Origin of the sequence: Methylomonas sp. (genome assembly GCF_023228165.1) — a bacterium.
In the GTDB taxonomy this organism is placed as follows: Bacteria; Pseudomonadota; Gammaproteobacteria; order Methylococcales; family Methylomonadaceae; genus Methylomonas.
On sequence record NZ_JALOBS010000038.1, the window covers coordinates 25,512 to 42,470 of the forward strand.

The 16,959-nt window shown below is 54.9% G+C and carries 16 protein-coding genes and 1 pseudogene; 12 read left to right on the top strand and 5 right to left on the bottom strand.

What is annotated here, in order from left to right:
* The 3 genes from M0R33_RS20865 to M0R33_RS20875 are packed head-to-tail and all read right to left on the bottom strand — an operon-like array spanning nt 1 to nt 2,148.
* Complete coding sequence (locus tag M0R33_RS20865) at nt 1-1,293, bottom strand: hypothetical protein (RefSeq protein ID WP_292573841.1); 1,293 nt, start codon at nt 1,291-1,293, stop codon at nt 1-3.
* Nucleotides 1,290-1,532, bottom strand: a complete 243-nt coding sequence (locus tag M0R33_RS20870; protein ID WP_292573844.1) for an acyl carrier protein — start codon at nt 1,530-1,532, stop codon at nt 1,290-1,292. Before M0R33_RS20870 ends, M0R33_RS20865 begins: the two co-directional genes overlap by 4 nt.
* Nucleotides 1,533-1,584: 52 nt before the next feature.
* Nucleotides 1,585-2,148: an isoprenylcysteine carboxylmethyltransferase family protein gene (locus M0R33_RS20875; protein ID WP_292573846.1), complete on the bottom strand. Its 564-nt coding sequence runs from the start codon at nt 2,146-2,148 to the stop codon at nt 1,585-1,587.
* 80 nt (nt 2,149-2,228) lie between these two features.
* Between M0R33_RS20875 and M0R33_RS20880 the strand changes: the two genes are divergently transcribed.
* The 8 genes from M0R33_RS20880 to M0R33_RS20915 are packed head-to-tail and all read left to right on the top strand — an operon-like array spanning nt 2,229 to nt 9,691.
* A complete protein-coding gene (locus M0R33_RS20880; RefSeq protein WP_292573848.1) occupies nt 2,229-2,492 on the top strand; it encodes a phosphopantetheine-binding protein in 264 nt (87 codons plus the stop codon).
* Between the two features lie 2 nt (nt 2,493-2,494).
* Nucleotides 2,495-3,115, top strand: a complete 621-nt coding sequence (locus M0R33_RS20885; RefSeq protein WP_292573850.1) for a hypothetical protein — start codon at nt 2,495-2,497, stop codon at nt 3,113-3,115.
* Complete coding sequence (locus tag M0R33_RS20890) at nt 3,112-3,741, top strand: outer membrane lipoprotein carrier protein LolA (protein WP_292573852.1); 630 nt, start codon at nt 3,112-3,114, stop codon at nt 3,739-3,741. The genes M0R33_RS20885 and M0R33_RS20890 overlap by 4 nt, the downstream gene beginning before the upstream one ends.
* Nucleotides 3,742-3,744: 3 nt before the next feature.
* The gene (locus M0R33_RS20895) at nt 3,745-6,048 is read left to right on the top strand and encodes an MMPL family transporter (RefSeq protein ID WP_292573854.1); all 2,304 of its coding nucleotides are present in this window, start codon (nt 3,745-3,747) and stop codon (nt 6,046-6,048) included.
* Complete coding sequence (locus M0R33_RS20900; protein ID WP_292573856.1) at nt 6,045-7,247, top strand: beta-ketoacyl-ACP synthase; 1,203 nt, start codon at nt 6,045-6,047, stop codon at nt 7,245-7,247. The genes M0R33_RS20895 and M0R33_RS20900 overlap by 4 nt, the downstream gene beginning before the upstream one ends.
* Nucleotides 7,247-7,981: a beta-ketoacyl synthase chain length factor gene (locus tag M0R33_RS20905; protein ID WP_292573858.1), complete on the top strand. Its 735-nt coding sequence runs from the start codon at nt 7,247-7,249 to the stop codon at nt 7,979-7,981. The genes M0R33_RS20900 and M0R33_RS20905 overlap by 1 nt, the downstream gene beginning before the upstream one ends.
* 60 nt (nt 7,982-8,041) lie before the next feature.
* Nucleotides 8,042-8,461 carry a hypothetical protein gene (locus tag M0R33_RS20910; RefSeq protein WP_292573860.1) on the top strand — a complete coding sequence of 140 codons (420 nt, stop codon included), beginning with the start codon at nt 8,042-8,044 and terminating at the stop codon, nt 8,459-8,461.
* Nucleotides 8,462-8,485: 24 nt separating this feature from the next.
* Nucleotides 8,486-9,691 (top strand): NAD(P)/FAD-dependent oxidoreductase, encoded by a 1,206-nt coding sequence (locus tag M0R33_RS20915; protein WP_292573862.1) that lies wholly within the window; start codon nt 8,486-8,488, stop codon nt 9,689-9,691.
* Here M0R33_RS20915 and M0R33_RS20920 read toward each other — a convergent pair whose 3' ends face one another.
* A complete protein-coding gene (locus tag M0R33_RS20920; protein ID WP_292573864.1) occupies nt 9,692-10,690 on the bottom strand; it encodes a hypothetical protein in 999 nt (332 codons plus the stop codon).
* Nucleotides 10,691-11,067: 377 nt separating this feature from the next.
* Here M0R33_RS20920 and M0R33_RS20925 point away from each other — a divergent pair, with 377 nt between their 5' ends.
* The 4 genes from M0R33_RS20925 to M0R33_RS20940 are packed head-to-tail and all read left to right on the top strand — an operon-like array spanning nt 11,068 to nt 13,533.
* Nucleotides 11,068-11,622, top strand: coding sequence for a flavodoxin (locus M0R33_RS20925; RefSeq protein ID WP_292573866.1), 555 nt, complete (start codon nt 11,068-11,070; stop codon nt 11,620-11,622).
* 2 nt (nt 11,623-11,624) lie between these two features.
* Entirely contained in the window at nt 11,625-12,392 is a 768-nt protein-coding gene (locus tag M0R33_RS20930) for a 4Fe4S-binding leucine-rich repeat protein (RefSeq protein WP_292573867.1), read from the top strand.
* Nucleotides 12,382-13,059, top strand: coding sequence for a hypothetical protein (locus M0R33_RS20935; RefSeq protein ID WP_292573870.1), 678 nt, complete (start codon nt 12,382-12,384; stop codon nt 13,057-13,059). Before M0R33_RS20930 ends, M0R33_RS20935 begins: the two co-directional genes overlap by 11 nt.
* Nucleotides 13,060-13,074: 15 nt before the next feature.
* Nucleotides 13,075-13,533 (top strand): ankyrin repeat domain-containing protein, encoded by a 459-nt coding sequence (locus tag M0R33_RS20940; protein ID WP_292573871.1) that lies wholly within the window; start codon nt 13,075-13,077, stop codon nt 13,531-13,533.
* Nucleotides 13,534-13,944: 411 nt separating this feature from the next.
* Here the strand turns inward: M0R33_RS20940 and M0R33_RS20945 are convergent.
* Nucleotides 13,945-16,848: pseudogene (locus tag M0R33_RS20945) on the bottom strand (choice-of-anchor O protein); the annotation flags it as partial.
* Between the last annotated feature and the right edge of the window lie 111 nt (nt 16,849-16,959).

The following is a 16,959-nucleotide window of genomic DNA, read 5'->3' on the forward strand; positions in this document are numbered from 1 at the left end:
TCAGCCTGGGTCGCTTTCCAGCAATTCGGCATCCATGCGGGTTATCACCGCCTCCAGCCACGCTTCATCGATGGCCGGCGATAAATAATTGTAAGACAGGGTCAAGCGGCCGTTGACTTGTCCGATCAACATCGCCAAGCCGGGCGGCAGCGTCATCCAGCACATCATGGACATATCAGTGACCGGCACGCCGAGAAAACCGTTTTTGGCCCAGGATAAATCGCCCACATCGGAAAACCACAGCGAGCTCAATTCGCCGCCGCTGTGCTGTTTGCGCAAAAATTTCGCGTACTTGGCCGGTTCCAGCCATTGCCCCAGCCACATCAAGGGCAGATAGGCAAAATCCAGCTCTTCCCGCACCACCTGCCTATGTTCCGCCAACAAATGCTCGAACAAGGCTTTTCTATCCCGTACCTGCTCGCGGGTGGCGCGGGCGAACAGACAGCCGACATGATTGCCGAATACCGGGGTCGGCGCATTCTGCCGGCGCAGATTAAAGGCGTATGGAATGCAATAGCCGGCTTTGGCGGCCGGCGGCCCGACCAGTTCCATGGCCCGCATGAAACAACCCAAATAATATAAGGTGCGGCCGGCCATGCCGGTGTGCTGTTGCGCCAGCTTGGCGATGCGTTTGGACTGCTCGTTATCGTAACAACGCACTTTTAAACCCAGCGTTTGCGGACCGTGCTCAAGCTGGGTAGGCAGGCAACTGTCCAGGCTGTTGGCTTGGTTATTGTGGCGCTTGGCTTTTAACAACAGCCACAGCTTTTTCCATAAGCTCCATTGCGCCAATTTGGCCCCTATCAGCGAGGCCGATTCCTTAAAACTGTCGGGGCGCTCCGAGCCCAAAAAATCCAGCAGAATTTTCGCCCCCCGCGCATCCAGCAAGGGATGATTCCAATTCAGCAGCAAGATACCGCCGCTGTTATGAGCGATCCAATGTAAGGTCAACGGCAGGGTTTCCGGGCGATTGAAAATCCGCAACTGAATGCGTTGTGACTCCGCGGCAGCGTCGACAGTGGCTTCGCATTGATGGCGTTCCAGCAGGATGCGCTGCCCGGTCGGCAACCAAGCATGGCGTTTGCCTAACCGCTCGATGCGGGCCGAGGCAACAGGGAAGCGTTCCACCAATAAATCCAGGCGTTGCTGCAGCTGCGCCAGATCGGGTTCCGCGGCCAAATGCAAGGCAAACCCGCAGTATCCGCCGGGCATGCCGGCCTCGCGAATTTCCTGATCCAGCACATAGGTAAAATAGTCGGCCGGATTAAAAAATAGCGGTGCGGGCTGACTCATAGGTTTTGCGGTGCCTGTTTGATCCAGTTTTCCAGCGCATTCAGGCTTTGCACGTTGTCGGGTTCGATTTCGGTGTCCGGCAAGGTCACGCCGAATTCCTTCTCGGCGAACATGATCAAACGCATGATGCCCATGCTGTCCAGACCGGCTTCCAGCAAATCGTCGCCGTCGCCGAATGCGGCCGGATCTTCATGGTAAATCAGCTCGGAGAAAATAAATGCTTTGAGTTTTTCCTTCATGGGCTTGAATAGTCGAAGTGAATAAAATATCAGCCGGGCCGGTTGATAAGGCCTATTTAGAGGACGAATCCCGCACGGCAAACCCCCAACGCGGCACTTGCCGGCAATAATCCGCGTAAGCCGTACCAAAACGTTTCCTGAGTGCCGGCTCTTCATAAAACACCACAAACGTTTGAAAAACCAGCGCGATCGAGCCGACATAAATCCACAAGCCGGCATGCGGAAACAATAGGCATTCGGCCAGCAATAACAGCAACACCCCCTGGTACATCGGGTTACGACTGCGGCGATATAGCCCGCTTATCACCAGGTGTTTGGGCGGGTCTATGGGCGCCGGGGTACCCAGACCGTCCACCGCAAAATCCCAGGCGCAACGCAGATAAATCGCCAGGCCAACCAGAATAAAAACCCCGGCCGGCAGCGCCAGCAGCAGACTGGCTATATGCAAGCCGGTGGCGGACCCTAAAACCATGGAATAGGGAAAATAAAGAATCACTGTCCCCGGGATCAATAAAGTGAACAGTAAAACTTTTAAGCCTAGGAATAATCGCACGTCGGAATGATTCTGAATTGAAGGGTTAGGGTAACGCAGGTCGCAAGCAATTTTGGCACTCATTGCCCGGCAATCCAAGTGTTTTTGGTGCTTATCTGAATTTTGTGTAGAATCTCGGCTTTATAAATGGAATGTCACCTACCATGTCAGACGACTTGATCGGCCAATTGAAAACCATGCTCATCGAGGGCCTGCGCCTAGAAGATATCGTTCCGGACGACCTTTCCGCCGATGCGGCCTTGTTCGGCGGCGGTCTGGGCCTGGATTCCATTGATGCGCTGGAAATAGGCGTGATGCTGGACCGCCAATTCGGCGTCAAAATCACCTCCGGCGACGAACGCAACAACCAAATTTTTGCATCCCTGCGCTCACTAGCGGATTTCGTGGCTGAAAATCGCACCCGTTAAGCATGGGAAACGCACTCAAAGCGACGGGCATTACCGGTTTAATTCTTGGTTATCCTTTCCTTAGCGCATATCTGGCCCGACATGGTTTTGCCGGCTTGATTTTAGTGCTGTTCGCCGCACTGACTGTTTGGCGCGGCACCCATATCCAAAAATCCGTCTGGCGATTGGTCACGCTGGCTTTTGCCGTATTGTTATTGGCGGCGGCCTATTTTTCCAATGCTTATGCTATTTGGCTGATACCTTCATTCGTCTATGCCTGGCTAACGGCATTATTCGGACACACTCTGCGTGTGCCTCCATCGATCTGCGAACGCTTGGTACGCCTGCAATTTCCGGAATTCAAACCGGGCATTGCGGAATATCTGCGCGAAGTAACCTGGGTCTGGACGCTGTTTTTTGCCGTCAATGTTCCGGTATGCGCCTTGCTGCCCTTGCTGGCCGGACCGCAAATCTGGTCTCTGTATACCGGCTTGGTGGTCTACCTGTTGATGGGAATACTGGTCATGGCGGAATGGTTATACCGTCACCGGCGCTTCCCCGATCTGGAGATTCCACCCATGCTGGAAACTGCCCGCTATTTTGCGCTACACGGCCATAAAGCCTTCAAGGACATCTGGTCATGAAAAAATACCCGGCCTTGCTATTGTGGCTTGGCATGTCCACGCCTGTTTTTGCCGACGACGCCACGCTGACCGAAGTACTGGCCCGGCTGCGTCAAAGCGGACAGGCAAGCTTCCAATACCAGGAAACCCGCCGGCTGGAGCTAGCCACGTCGCCCTGGCAAGCCAGGGGCGTGATGTTGACGGATGCGGCAGGCAGTCTAGTCAAGCTGCAACTGCAACCCAGCCGGATCATTATGGCGATCAGCGGCGATAGTTTGTACTATTGGGATGCCGCGCAAAATCAGCGCCATAGCCTGCCGATCAGCTATGCCGACGAAGCCGCGGAGCAGATTCTAATCTTTCGCAGCATTTTGCAAGGCCGTACCCAGGAATTTCAGGCCCGCTACGATCTCGCCGCGGATATCCAAGATCAGCACTGGTCATTGCATATGCAACCCAAACCCGATCAAGCCGATGAAAATGCGCCCAGCATCGATATCTCGGGCGACGCCGACCCGGACAAAAGACGGATTTTTATCCGCCAACCCGACGGCGAAACCACCGAATACCGTATCGAAAAAACCACCGATCAGCAGGCGACCGCGTACACCATTCCGCAATTGCTGCAGGAAGCCGGCGGAGAATAGCGGGTGTGTTTCGTTTGGAGAAAGCGCTGGTTTTTGCTGCTACTGCCGATACTTTTAGCCGTCACACTCTGGCAAATACGGGTTGAATCCGATCTCAACGCCTTTTTTACCAATACCGACGATGCCGATTCCAAACTGCTGTCCGGACTATTGCAATCCGGTGAATTATCGCGCCGCTATTTACTGGTGGTGGAAGCAGCCGTTCCGGACCGCACCGACTTATCCAGCCTAGCGTCATTCAGCGGCAAGCTGATCCAACAGCTCGGCAAACTACCGGACGTCGAACAAGTGTGGCCAGCCCATCAGCCACCGCGCGACTGGCTAAACGCCGTGCAGCTTTACGCCCCTTACCACGCCCGCCTCTTCAGTCTGAATCCCGCACAAGACGCCGAGACGCTATTCGCCGTTGATACCTTGCCGCGCCGCGCGGAAGGGTTGAAGCAGGCATTGCTTTCCCCCCAGGGCGGCTTTATCAAAGCCATCGCCAAACAAGACCCATTACTGCTGTCGCTGAACGGCTTCAAAGGCCTACAAAGCCAATTTCAACAAACCCACGACGATGCCGGCGCCTTGATTCTACAAAGCCGGCCGGCCGCGCTGGATTCCGCCGCTCACGGACGACTGCAAGCCGCCATTCGCGCCAGCTTCGATAGTTTGAATCAAACGTCGGGTCAGGCATTTCAGTTATCCATGGCCGGGGTGCCGGTGTTCAGCACGGCCGCGCGCAACGAAATTAGCCGCGACGTTACCTTGGTTTCGACAATCTCCAGCATCAGTGTGGTGTTAGTATTTTTACTGCTGTTTCGTTCCTTTGCCGCGCTGCATTGGATCATGCTGCTGCAGGCCGCCGCCTTCGTAGTCGGCACGTTGGCCACCACGCTGATTTTTCAGCAAGTACATAGCCTGACGCTGGCCTTGGGTGCCAGCCTGATCGGCATTTGTGTCGACTATCCGCTGCATGTGATGGTGCATAGCGCCAAACACCACAGCAGCCCGCTGGCCAACGTTCGCCTGTTAGGGCCCAGCCTGTTCCTGGGCGGCTTGACCACCGTGATCGGCTATGCCGCCATGGGCTTTACCGGCTTTCCCGGCTTCGAACAGATTGCCGTGTTCGCCCTGTTCAGCATCTCGGCTTCCTTGGCCCTGACCCGCTGGGTGTTACCGGCACTGCTGGAAAAAACAACCTTACGCGTCGTGGATTTACCCGGCATTGCCTGTTGGGTAAACTTTTGCGATCGACGGCGCAAACCGTTATTGAGCTTAATTGCCATCGCCGGGTTGCTGGCGCTGTTGTCGCTGCCGCAATTGCACTGGATGAACGACATGCAAAATCTGGCCATGAACATGGATGCGCTCAAGCAACAGGACCGAACGGTACGCGCGCATTTTTCCAGTATCGAGCCGGGACGCTTTGTGCTGATTCAGGCCGACAACTTCGAGACCGCGCTGCAACGCGCCGAAGCGGCCGAACGCCGTTTGCAAACCTTAAAGCAGTCCGGCGTGATTAGCGAATATCACGGCTTGTTTCCCTGGCTGAGCTCCCAAGTTTTGCAAGCCGAAAATGCCCGCGTTTACGATGCCGCGCTGACCCAATCTTTTCAACTGGCCTGGCATTCGGCGGTCGCTCAAGCAGGGCTTTCGACCGACAAACTCGGACACCTACAACCTGCCGGGGCGCAAGCTTTGTTGCCTGAAGCAGTGCTGGAGACGCCGGTACGCCATATTTTGTCCGGCCAATTGCTGCGGGAACAACAGGGCGTGGCGTTATCCATTTGGCTGGGTGATCACGATCCGGACCGATTGACAGCCGGCTTGCAAGGCCTGAAAGGCACGCGTTACTTCAGCCAAAAGGAACAATTAAATCAGCTGGCCGGCCAATACCGGGACCGCGCCTTGCGCATGCTGGCAATCGGCATTGCGATCATGGGCGTTTTGATCTGGCTGCAACAGCGCAGCTTCAGCAAAATGCTGCTGACCCTGCTGCCGTCGCTGTCGGCCGTGCTGTTTATTTTTGCCGCCTGGGCGCTGATCGGGGAGGAGCTGAGCTTTCTGCACGTAATAGGCTTGCTATTATCCATCTCGCTTTGCGTGGATTACGGCATCTTTTTCATGGAAAATCGCGGCCGGAACAGCGGGGTTACCTATCACGCCATCGCCGCCTCCACGCTGACCACGCTGGCGTCTTTCGGCGCCCTAAGTCTCGGCAAAACCCCGACTTTGCCGATTCTGGCCATGTCGGTCAGCCTGGGCGTCACATTGGGTTTCCTGCTCTGTCCCTTATTAATTCCCAAATCCGCTCGAGCATGAACCGAACGCCGCATATCCCCCCCGTTGCCATCACCGCCTATCAATGCGTCAGTGCGGCGGGCGACAATCTGAACGCCTTGCACGCGGCCTTGCTTGCCAACCGCAATTGTTTGCGGCCGCTACGATTGTTCGAACTGCCTTTTGAAACGGTAGTGGGCGAAGTAAGCACTTCTTTACCGGCGGTCCGCTCCACGCTACAAACCTACGCTTGCCGCAATGCCAGGCTGGCCCTGCACGCACTGAACCAAGGTAACATTCGCGCCGCGACGGAACAGGCCATTGCCCGTCATGGCGCCGCACGGGTGGGCGTGGTGCTGGGTACCAGTACCTCGGGCATCTACGAAACGGAAATAGCGTATCAAGCGCTGCTGCGCGACGCCGCGATGCCAAGCGACTTTAATTTTCTGCACACTCATACCGCTCAAGCCAGCGCCGAATTCTTGCGGCACGAGTTGGGACTGCGCGGCCCGTGTTACAGCATTTCCACCGCCTGTTCGTCCAGCGCCAAAGCCCTGGGCGCGGCGCAACGCCTGCTTGTCGCCGATGTCTGCGACGCGGTGCTAGTTGCCGGGGTGGACAGCTTGTGTCGTTTGACTTTGTTCGGTTTCAACAGCTTACAACTAATCTCGCCTGATGCATGCCGGCCGATGGATATCCAGCGCAGTGGCATCAACATCGGCGAAGCCGCCGCCTTGCTGTTATTGGAACGCCCCGACCCCGGCAACACCGAATCCCCGCGCCTGCTGGCGGTGGGTGAAGGGTCGGATGCCCACCATATGAGTGCGCCGCATCCGGAAGGCCTGGGCGCGGCGGCGGCCATGAGGCAAGCGTTGCAACTGGCGGACCGCCGGCCGGAACAGATCGATTACATCAATCTGCACGCCACCGCCAGCATCCTGAACGATTTATCCGAAGCCAAGGCCGTCCGCCGGGTATTCCGCAACCCGCCGCCCTGTGCCGGGGTAAAAGGCCTGCTCGGCCATACCCTCGGCGCGGCCGGCGCGGTAGAGGTGGCGATCAGTCTGCTGGCTTTGGATAAAGGCTTTCTGCCCGGCAATTGCGGCTTGCGGCAAGCGGACCCACAATGTGCGCTACCTATCGTCGCCGAACCCAACCTGAATCATCAGCCCCGCTTGATCCTGAGTAATGCCTTCGGTTTCGGCGGCAATAACGCCAGCGTTTTATTGGAGGCGGCGTGATGGAACGCATCAGCCTGCTCGGTTTCGGCGCTTGCGCCCCGGACTGCGATTTTCGGGCCGGCTTGCCATTTCCCGCCAGCGAAATTAATCGCGATGCCATGCCGGTCATGCTGCGCCGACGCAGCAGCCAGGCCACGCAAATGGCTTTCAGCGCCGCCACGCAGGCCTGCGCGCAGGCAGAGCGTTCGCCGGCCACGCTACCGGCGGTTTTTGCCAGCGTAGCCGGGGAAATACAGACCACTGACCAGCTTTGTCTCGAACTGTGCAAACCCGACGCCATGGTCTCGCCCAGCGCCTTTCATAATTCGGTACAAAATACCGCGGCGGGTTACTGGAGCATTGCCCAGCAATGCACCCAACCGGCCACGGCGTTGGCGGCCGGAGCGGATACGTTTGCCATGGCCTTATTGGAAGCCTGGTGTCAACTGGCCTGCCATGGCGGCGAACTGCTGTTGGTTTGCTACGACGAGCGCTGGCCGAACTATTTGGCAACGGAACGGGGGCAAACAGCGTTTGCCTGCGCCATGGTGTTGGCGGCGGGAACCGGGCCGAACGTTTTTTTAAGCCTAAGCCGGCCTTATGCAGTTGTCGGCGAAGACCTCATACCGGCGACGGAAGCCGACCCGCTCTTGGCGGCCCTCCCATTGCTGACATTGGCGGCTGCCGGCGGCAAGCGGCAACAATTATGCCTGTCCATCGGCTCCGATTGGCGGGTCGACGTGCATGGTCGCTGAAAAAATTTATAAAATGCACTACTTTTGATCTATCTCAAATTACACATAAGGCGGAAACCGATGAAACAGTTTAAATTGTTGGCCATTTCTACAGCACTAATTTTGGCGGCTGGCTGCGCCTCATCCCCAAAACCTTCGACGCAAGCCGCGGCACCGGCCTCGACTCAAGTAGCCAAATCCAGTCGGGCCGCCGAATCGACTATCGAGGGTGATTTCCCCGCCGACAGTCCGTTCGCAAAAATTCAAATCGGCATGACGCAAGGCCAAGTGCATGAAATCCTCGGCCAACCAACAGACACCAAGTCTTATCAAACCGGCAAAGCCTGGATTCCGTTTTACTTCGGACCGGACACCATGCGCACCGACGAATTTTATAAAGGCGTCGGTTCCGTCACTTACACCGGCGCCGGTATCGGCGGGGTGCATTGGAAGGTGTTCCGCGCCGTTTACAATCCGGCCGAAGACGGCTTCGCCAAATAATTGATTGAGCATAGGTCTTTATAGATGTCCGATAACATGCAAAACGGTTTTGATTACGATGTCATAGTAATTGGCGGCGGCCCGGCCGGCTGCACCGCGGCGACTTTGTTGGCGCAACACGGCCGCAAGACCTTGCTGCTGGAACGCGACAAACACCCGCGTTTCCATATCGGCGAATCCATGCTGCCATTCAGCGAACCGGTGGTACAGCGCCTGGGCATCGATTGGAGCGAAGGCAATCAGTTCAAAAGCGGCGCGGTATTCATCGACGAACTCACCGATCAGCGCATGTATTTCCCCTTGAGCATTTATCGCAAGACCTATCAGCTGGAACGCGCGCCTTTCGATCAATTATTGTTCGAAAACGCCGCCAAGCACGGCGCAGAAACGCATCAGGAAGAAACGGTACTGGAAGTGGACTGCCAAGCCGACGGCGTAAATATTGTCTCCGATAAAGGCCGCTACCGCTGCCGCTATCTGGTGGATGCCAGCGGTCGTGCCGCCATGCTGGGCAAGCAGCACAAAGGCATCGATAAGATAGAAAATCTGGGCAAGTTTGCCGTGTTCACCCATTACGAACAGATTCAATCCGGCCCGGAAGCCGACGAATTGTTCGGTTCCGGCAGCATCTACGTGCCGGTGGTGGACATCGGCTGGCTGTGGATTATTCCACTGTCGGGCAAGCGGTTGAGCGTGGGTTTAGTGGTGCAAAAAGAACGCCCCAAGGATTGCAGCGTGGAAGAACTGCTGCAACGCTATCTGGCCGCCTCGCCGATATTGACGCGTTTATTAGACGGCGCCCGGCAATCGGCGCCGATCCGGGTGGAAGCCGATTTCAGTTACAGCAACCAACACCGTTATGGACTGCGTTATGCCTGCTGCGGCGATGCCGCCGGTTTTCTCGACCCGGTATTTTCCTCGGGCGTGTTCCTGGCATTCACCAGTGCCGCCCGCATCGCCGACCGGGTTCACCAGGGTTTAAGCGAAGGCCGCGAAGCCGACCCACTGCTGCACGCCGAAGATGATGAAGCGTATTTGCTGGGCTTTAACACCATGCGCCTGTTCGTGGAACGCTTTTATCAATCCAGTATTGTACATAATCTATTTTTCGAAGCCGACCGCGACCCGGACTTAAAAAGCCAGATTGCCAGACTGCTGTCAGGCGATTTGTGGGTCGACGATAATGCCTTGCAGAAAAGCCTGCTGGCGGGCCGCAGAATGGCGGGTTGATTATTTAGCCATCAAGCTTGCAACATGGGGAATAAAGCTTTTTTCGTTGACAAAGGTAATGTCATACATTTTTGTTAAGCCCAGCATCTGCTCGTCGCTGATCCCAAAAACCAGCAATAGAAAGTTGTCTTTGTTGATATCCAGACGGCGGCGCAGCTTATTGTATTTTTCAATATAAGATCTGAATTCACCGGATTTACATTCGATAAATACCGGAACACGGCTATTCAATAAGAAAAACACATCCACTTCATATTTATCCTCATTCGCGAATTGAATATTGAAATTTCTCAGGCAGGAAAAAAGCCCGTTATTTTCATAACAAAGCTTTAGTAATTTCATAAAAACATACCACTCCAACCATTCGCCGTTGAAGAATCCCACAATGGCTGGAGCAGTTTGCAAGGTCAGACGGGCTCTTTTTTCATTTTTATCGTAAAAATATTTGGCCACAAATGAAAAGTCGTACAAATTTTTACAAAAAGTAGTCATCGTTTTGATTTGATTCTGACTGTAGTTACTCAGATTCAACGTCACGGAGGTATAGTTATTTCTTTGGGTTTTTCTGATTTTATCCAAGACCTCCTGCAAAACATCAATATTGTCACCCAGCTCCACGGCGATTTCATCGTAAAAACCCTGCGTATCCAGCGCTTCATGATTGACTTCAATTTGAATATTTTTACCCTCGAACCAATTTACAATCGGCTGATATTGCTTGCTGTTACCCATCACTGCCGTATTGTGCAAATCCAGGCCTTCTATTTTGCCGGGAAAATTCATCGCCGGCGCGGCATCGGCATCTTGGCTGGCAGACCGTGCCAGATCACGATATTTACCGAGTAATACGCCGTATTTTTCGATCAGCTTTTTAATAAACGCCACGCTATCGTGAATAACCGCGGTTTGTTCACAAACAGGGCACTTCACGGATTTCCCTACATGCTCATTAGAAACTTCCCTTAAATAAGCGCAACTGTTGCAGCGAAGAATGGCCATGCGTATTCCTTACAGAATGAGTTCAAGAAAAGCGTGCAGGCATGGCATTAGTTTCACCCCCGCCTCCACATAAAATAAAACGCTGCCTCGAAGATATGAACGGCGCGTTAGGTTACTAATAATAAGATACCTGCTGCTTAGGCCATCACTTTCTAGCATCAACCGTTATGCGCGAAGTATACAAATTGTTGTATTTCGCTGCAATTGTAGCCATACCGTCATTTACAAGAACATTTCTCAGCCACTTTTCACAGCAAGTTACTGATAAGTATTAAAAAAATATTTTTATACCGCACTCTAAAACCTGGATCGAATTTTGCTGACTTGAAATCAAAGGCTGTTTGACCTAACCCAGCAATTTCGATTACAGGTGATTTATGAGCAAAATCGGCATTTTTTTCGGTACCGATACCGGTAGCACCCGCCTGGTTGCCAAAAAGATTTATAGCCTGCTCGGCGATGAGTTGGCCGACAAACCCAAAAACATCAACCGTACCAACCCCGCCGAACTGCTGCGGTACGAGGCGCTGATATTGGGCACGCCCAGTTACGGCGTGGGCGATTTGCCGGGCATGGCGGTGGGTTGTCAGGAAGCCAATTGGGCGGAATTTGTTCCACACCTGGACGATGCGGATCTCAGCGGCAAACGGGTAGCCTTGTTCGGCCTGGGCCATCAGGAGCGCTACGCCACCCGTTTCGCCAGCTCTCTGATCAAATTGTATCAGGTGTTTTATGGCAATGGTGCCAACATGGTGGGACGCTGGAGTACCGAAGGCTACCAATTCGAACATTCCGCAGCGATTATCGACAACGAGTTCGTCGGTTTGGTTTTAGATCAACGCGGCCAGCCTCATTTGACCGACGAGCGGATCAAAACCTGGCTGGAACAAGTCAAGCCGCAGCTGTTACCGGCATTAGCGCAGGCGGCTTGATTATGCTGCCCGCCGACATCGAAGCCGATCTAACTCCGCTTGCCGACTGCGGCGGTTGTCAATTCCAGCACAGTTTGCTGGCTGCCGGCAATTGCAAACCGGGCGACCGTTGCGTGGCCGCCAGCAGCGGTCGGCAGATAGACCGCTTTTTTAAGGCCCATCCCGGCATGGCCCCGCAATACAGTCAGGACCCGTTTTGGGAACGCCGCGCCATCGCGGCCCGCTATCTGCCCACTAATAAACTGGAACCGTTATTAAGCGATCCCGACGAAGCGGTACGCCGCGTACTCGCCTACCGGGTGCCGTTGGAATGGCTGACCTTGTTGCGTCACGATAGCGATCGCGAGGTTAGAATCACCGTCGCCGACCGCTTGCCGGAACACGATCTGGAGCTGATGGCCGACGACCCGGACTATCTGGTGCGCGTCTACGTTGCACGGCGCCTGCCGCAAGGCCGCTTGTTTCGTTTGGTTGCCGACCCCGACAGCGAAGTACGGCGCATCGTAGCCACTCGCATTCCCCGAGTCAGCCTGGGTTTAATGGCGCATGACGCCGAAGTGGAAATACGCCGTATCGTTGCGCAGCGCATGGAAATCGATGACTTGGGCATGATGAGCCAAGATCCCGACTGGACCGTACGCTACGAAGTAGCTTTACGCGCGGATGCCGACTTGCTGCAGCAGATGCTGGAGGACCCGGAACAAGACGTCCGCCAGACTACTCAACAACGCCTGGAAACACTCACCCACACTTACAGCCATGACGACTGAATTTATAGTCGGCCTCACTTACGCCGACCGTTTGAATCTGGCCACTCAGGCCCGCCACGAGGCGATAAAAGCCCGTTTTAATTCCGAAGTCGCCGCACTCACCTCACTGATGGGTCCGATGAGCGACGGACCGGAATGGCCGGCCGGCGCGGCCTGGTTGGCCGCACGGCACGCCCAGAACGCCTGTATTATTTCCGACGGCTTGTCCGACCCCTGGGTAGAGCGCGACAAACCCGAAACCGGCCTGGGCCTGGAAGTATTCATAGAAACGCCGGATGCCGGCCTCGCCGGCGATGTGCCATTGACCAAGTTGGCCGACACTTGGCTGTTTCCGTTACTAGCGGAAGTCAGCCATACCCTGGCCAACTATGCCAAATTGTGCGAAAAGCTCTTAGCCGACGAATTGTTATCGCTGGAGTTTAATATTGACCATATTAAAGACGGCCGAGGACGGGTAGGCGCCTTGTTAAACAAACCGCGCCAAGATGCGACAGATTTGAGCATGCCCGGCGGCACGATCAGTTTGATCGCCGCCACCTTATTAACGGTGGACGAACTGAAATTCTTGCGCGGCAAAGGGCTGAACGGACGCCTGGCTCTGGCGGACAAGCTGTATGCGGCCGGCGTCGGCCACTTATCTCTACTGCACCGGCCATCTGTGGTTTGAACAGGCAAGCATACGATGAATATATCCGAGGAAATTGCCGGCTGGTTTACCGCTAATGATTTTAACCGCCAAGCGCCGCAGGCGACTAACGGCAAGGGCCAACATGCCCTGATTATTTCGGCGCAGCAAGCCCGGCCCGACGTACTGGCTTATCTTTTAGATAACGGCGCGGATTTAAGCGTCTTGGACCTTTACGGCAATAATGCCTTATGGGCGGCCTGTTTTGCCGAGTCAAACGATTGTATCGCCCTACTGATAAGCGCTGGTATTAATGTCGATTACCAAAATCCCAGCGGCGCCACGGCCTTGACCTACGCCTCTTCCAGCGGCAAGCACACGGTGGTGGCGCAACTGCTGCAAGCCGGCGCCAATCCCTTATTAACCACCCAAGACGATTTTAGCGCGCTGGATTTGGCTGCTAACCGTGCTTGCTTACAGTTGTTGCGTCAGGCAACCAGAGCCCTAAAGGTGTAATACCGCGCCTTTACGCAGCATCGACCTGACGGGTACGTTAATCATGCTTTTGGCTTTCAACTTGCTGAAGCGATAGGCGGCATTTACCCCAAAAGCGACATTAAACTTAGACATATGCAAGACTAGTATGTGGCGCCAAGCTGACAACCAAGTTGAGAGGATTTGGGCGTTAAAAAAGGAGTAAAAATTTCGTGAATATAAAAAAGCCAAACAAAACATTCTGAACTGAGGGACTGGGCAGTTGGGGAAGACTACCAGTAAACAGGAAGTCAGCATAGGATCCCGATCGGAAGTTAGCATGGTACGAAACCTTTTATGTTCGCAGAATAAGACCGATCTCCGGTAGATATTACCCATTATTTTTAAGGACTCCTGCCCGGGCTCGAATCCGGGCAGGATGCGATAGCGAGGTTACGGATTGGCTGGTGTACCGTCACCGCTACCCTGGCCAAATTCCCAGCCCCAGTTGTCGGAGATGTAGCTGTCTATCCACCATACCCTGCGGGCCATGGCGTCGGACGATTCTACTTCGTCCCACAGCGTTTCACCATTCGCCACTGGATGCTGCAACTGTGCCCAAACACCATAAAGGAACTGGCCACCTGGGTTAGCCGTCAAACTGCCTTCGCTAGCTTCCAAGCCAGGTTTTCCCTGCTCCATTTGGTCAAACTCGTTACAAAAACCTGAGCCTATCTGCTCTGCAGGGACCCCCTTGTCAGGGTCGATGTCACCATGCGGATCAGACGGATAGCAGGTACTTAGGTCATTCTCTGCCCATACCTGGTAGTCATCGCCAAAGTTCACTGCGCGGCTATAAAATAGATCTAGTGGCTCTGGCTCGCCCTCGGCGGCGGTAGTGTTGTCACCAGTTTCGTACACTACGAAGAAGCGCGATGGATTCCTTACGTCCTCACCGTATGGGTTGGAGCTGTAGCCGAACGGATTCAACGTGTTGCTGACACCTTGCGGCGAGCCAGTTATGGCGAAGCGTGGGTCGAGGGTAGTGATCCGCATCGACTGGTGCTGCGTCACGTTACGGGCCTGCTCTGCGGCACCTGCCGTATAGCTATTGCACACCCGGGGCTCTAGTAAGTCACCGCTGGCCTGGGTCTGGTCGCTACGGAAAGTCTCGCAGGTGACCGTGCCATCTCCAACATAACGGTTTCTGTCAGTAGGATCCCAGTACTTGTATTTCGCCGGCAAGGTGGTCCAGCTGGTGGCGCCTGCGAAGGAGCGGCGGATGTACAGCTCGTAGCGGTCGTGACCATTCACGTTGAGACGCCAGTTAGGCGACCAAGCGTACAGCATCATCACCATATCGCCGTCCAGGAAGCCGCGATGGCCCTTCGCCACGTCCAGCGGGTTGTACCAGGACTGGTCGGCCAGGGTGCTGGCGTCGTTGGTCCTCGTGTCGTTATCGCAGGTATATAACACTGTCCCATCGGTGGATTTTACCGTGCTGAAACTGGCTGGGCACTGGTGCCAAGACAGAACCTTGGTTTTATTAGGCTCGACCGAACTTCCCTGCAGTACCGGGTTAGTAGTCGTTTTACCAAAGGGGCTACTACCTATGGTAACCGTCGGGCAGTCAACTACTTCACCGGTTTCTGAATCCGTGCAGGTGTCGGGAATAGTAGCCGACAGGTTGATGGCGGAATCCATACAGAGGCCGCCTGGGTAGTAAGGATTATCTTTCTCGGCCAAGTTATCGCAAGCCATATTACGGAAGGCATAAGGATTGCCGTCGTTGGTCAGGCTCCAATTACCTCTATTGGGGATCACGATACGACGTGACATTACGTCCGCCGGGCCACCCTGGTTCATGATGCCTTGTTTCCAGGTCGGCAAGGCTAGCAGACCGTAGGCAGCCTTCGATGTGGCTAGATGCACCTTGTAGATGTCCTGCCCCAACCAACTACCGCGGCGAGCAATCTCGGTATTGTAGATGTTGAAGTTGTAATCCCCTGAGTCGCCAACGAAATTCCAAAACTCGTTGGTATTGCGGGCCGGATAGAAATCACCGGATTGCCAGTCTACTTCCGGCTGGTTGAGCTGATGGCCGGGTTGTGTCAGGTTGGCCAACAGGACGTCCTGAGTCTTACCGCCAACAGTGTCCTTGATCGACATGCTGAAGGTAAAGTACTTGATGTTCTTGCCTTCGTCGAAAGTAAAGCAGTCAGGGTCGTTGTTGCCTTCCTGTTCGCAGGCATTGCCGCTGGCATCGAAGGTAAATGCGCCAAGACCCTTATCTTCCTCCGCTACCACCGCGACGAAAGCAGTGTCAATGACGGCATCTCTTACTTTGCCGGTGGAGTCATAACCGTACATTGCCAGCCGCGGGCGGGTGGCTGCGGTATTGCCGACCAAAGGTAAACCATCCTGGGTCACGCAGAGTACCGTCTCTTTGGGGTTCTGCTTGCCGGTCATAACCGTAACCGTATTTTTGCACATATCCTTTAGGCCGTAGCTCATCGGCGTCGCGTTCGCGACTGGGAAGACCGGTTTATTTTCCTCGGCGACCGTACCTAAGATGGCCGAGCCATAGCAGTAAGGTTTAGGATTGGTCACGTTGCACTTTGCGTTATCGGTCAGCCGCATGGGCATGGCGAAGGGTACGAAGGGTTTGGGCTTTTGCGTAATATCGCCGGTGGCGGCAAGCTCGTAGTTCGCCAAGGTCATGGGCAAGCTTCCATCCTCTTTAGACGGATCCTGCACCACATCAAAATGCTCCGCGTCGACATAGGTATACCAAACGTCGGTCTGACTGTTGGCGACCGCGCCGCTCCAGCCCTCGCCGGGGCCTTCGCCCTGACCACCGCGCAAGCCATCGGGATCTTCTTGCCAAGTGATACCGCAGCCGGCACCGGCCACGCAAACGGTTTCGATGCGATTGACATCTCGAACGCCAGAAGTCAAGCGCTCGGGGTTGAACCAACGCATATAGCTCGACTCGGTGACATCTGTGGTGCGCGGGTCGTCGCCTTTGTTTAATACGCCGCGGGCGGTCCAGAGGCAGTTATAGGGCACCTCGCCAACCGCCTGGTTTGGCACGTAGTCGTCCTCTTCTGCGTAGTTGACGGAACCCTGTGAGCCGCCGACGCCGTACATATCGATCAGGTAGAGGTCATCCTGTGTGGCTGTGGCCAGGTCGATGCCAAGAAACGCGGCGATGGCGGCGCGGCGAGCTTTCTGCTCGTCAGATGCTTGCGGATTGTCCAGCGAATAGTTGGGCTGACCGCTGCCGCAGTAACGACTCTGCCATGCCACCAGCACTTTGTTGCCCATGATGCTATGGAACAGGTTGGTCACATCGCCAGGGTATTTAGAGTCTGCTCAGCAAATCAGCCTGTGCAATCGACCAACCGTCCGGGCAAATTGAAGATGACTCGCAGATATAAAAACATCTGTTCCCCAGCTTGGCTTAAA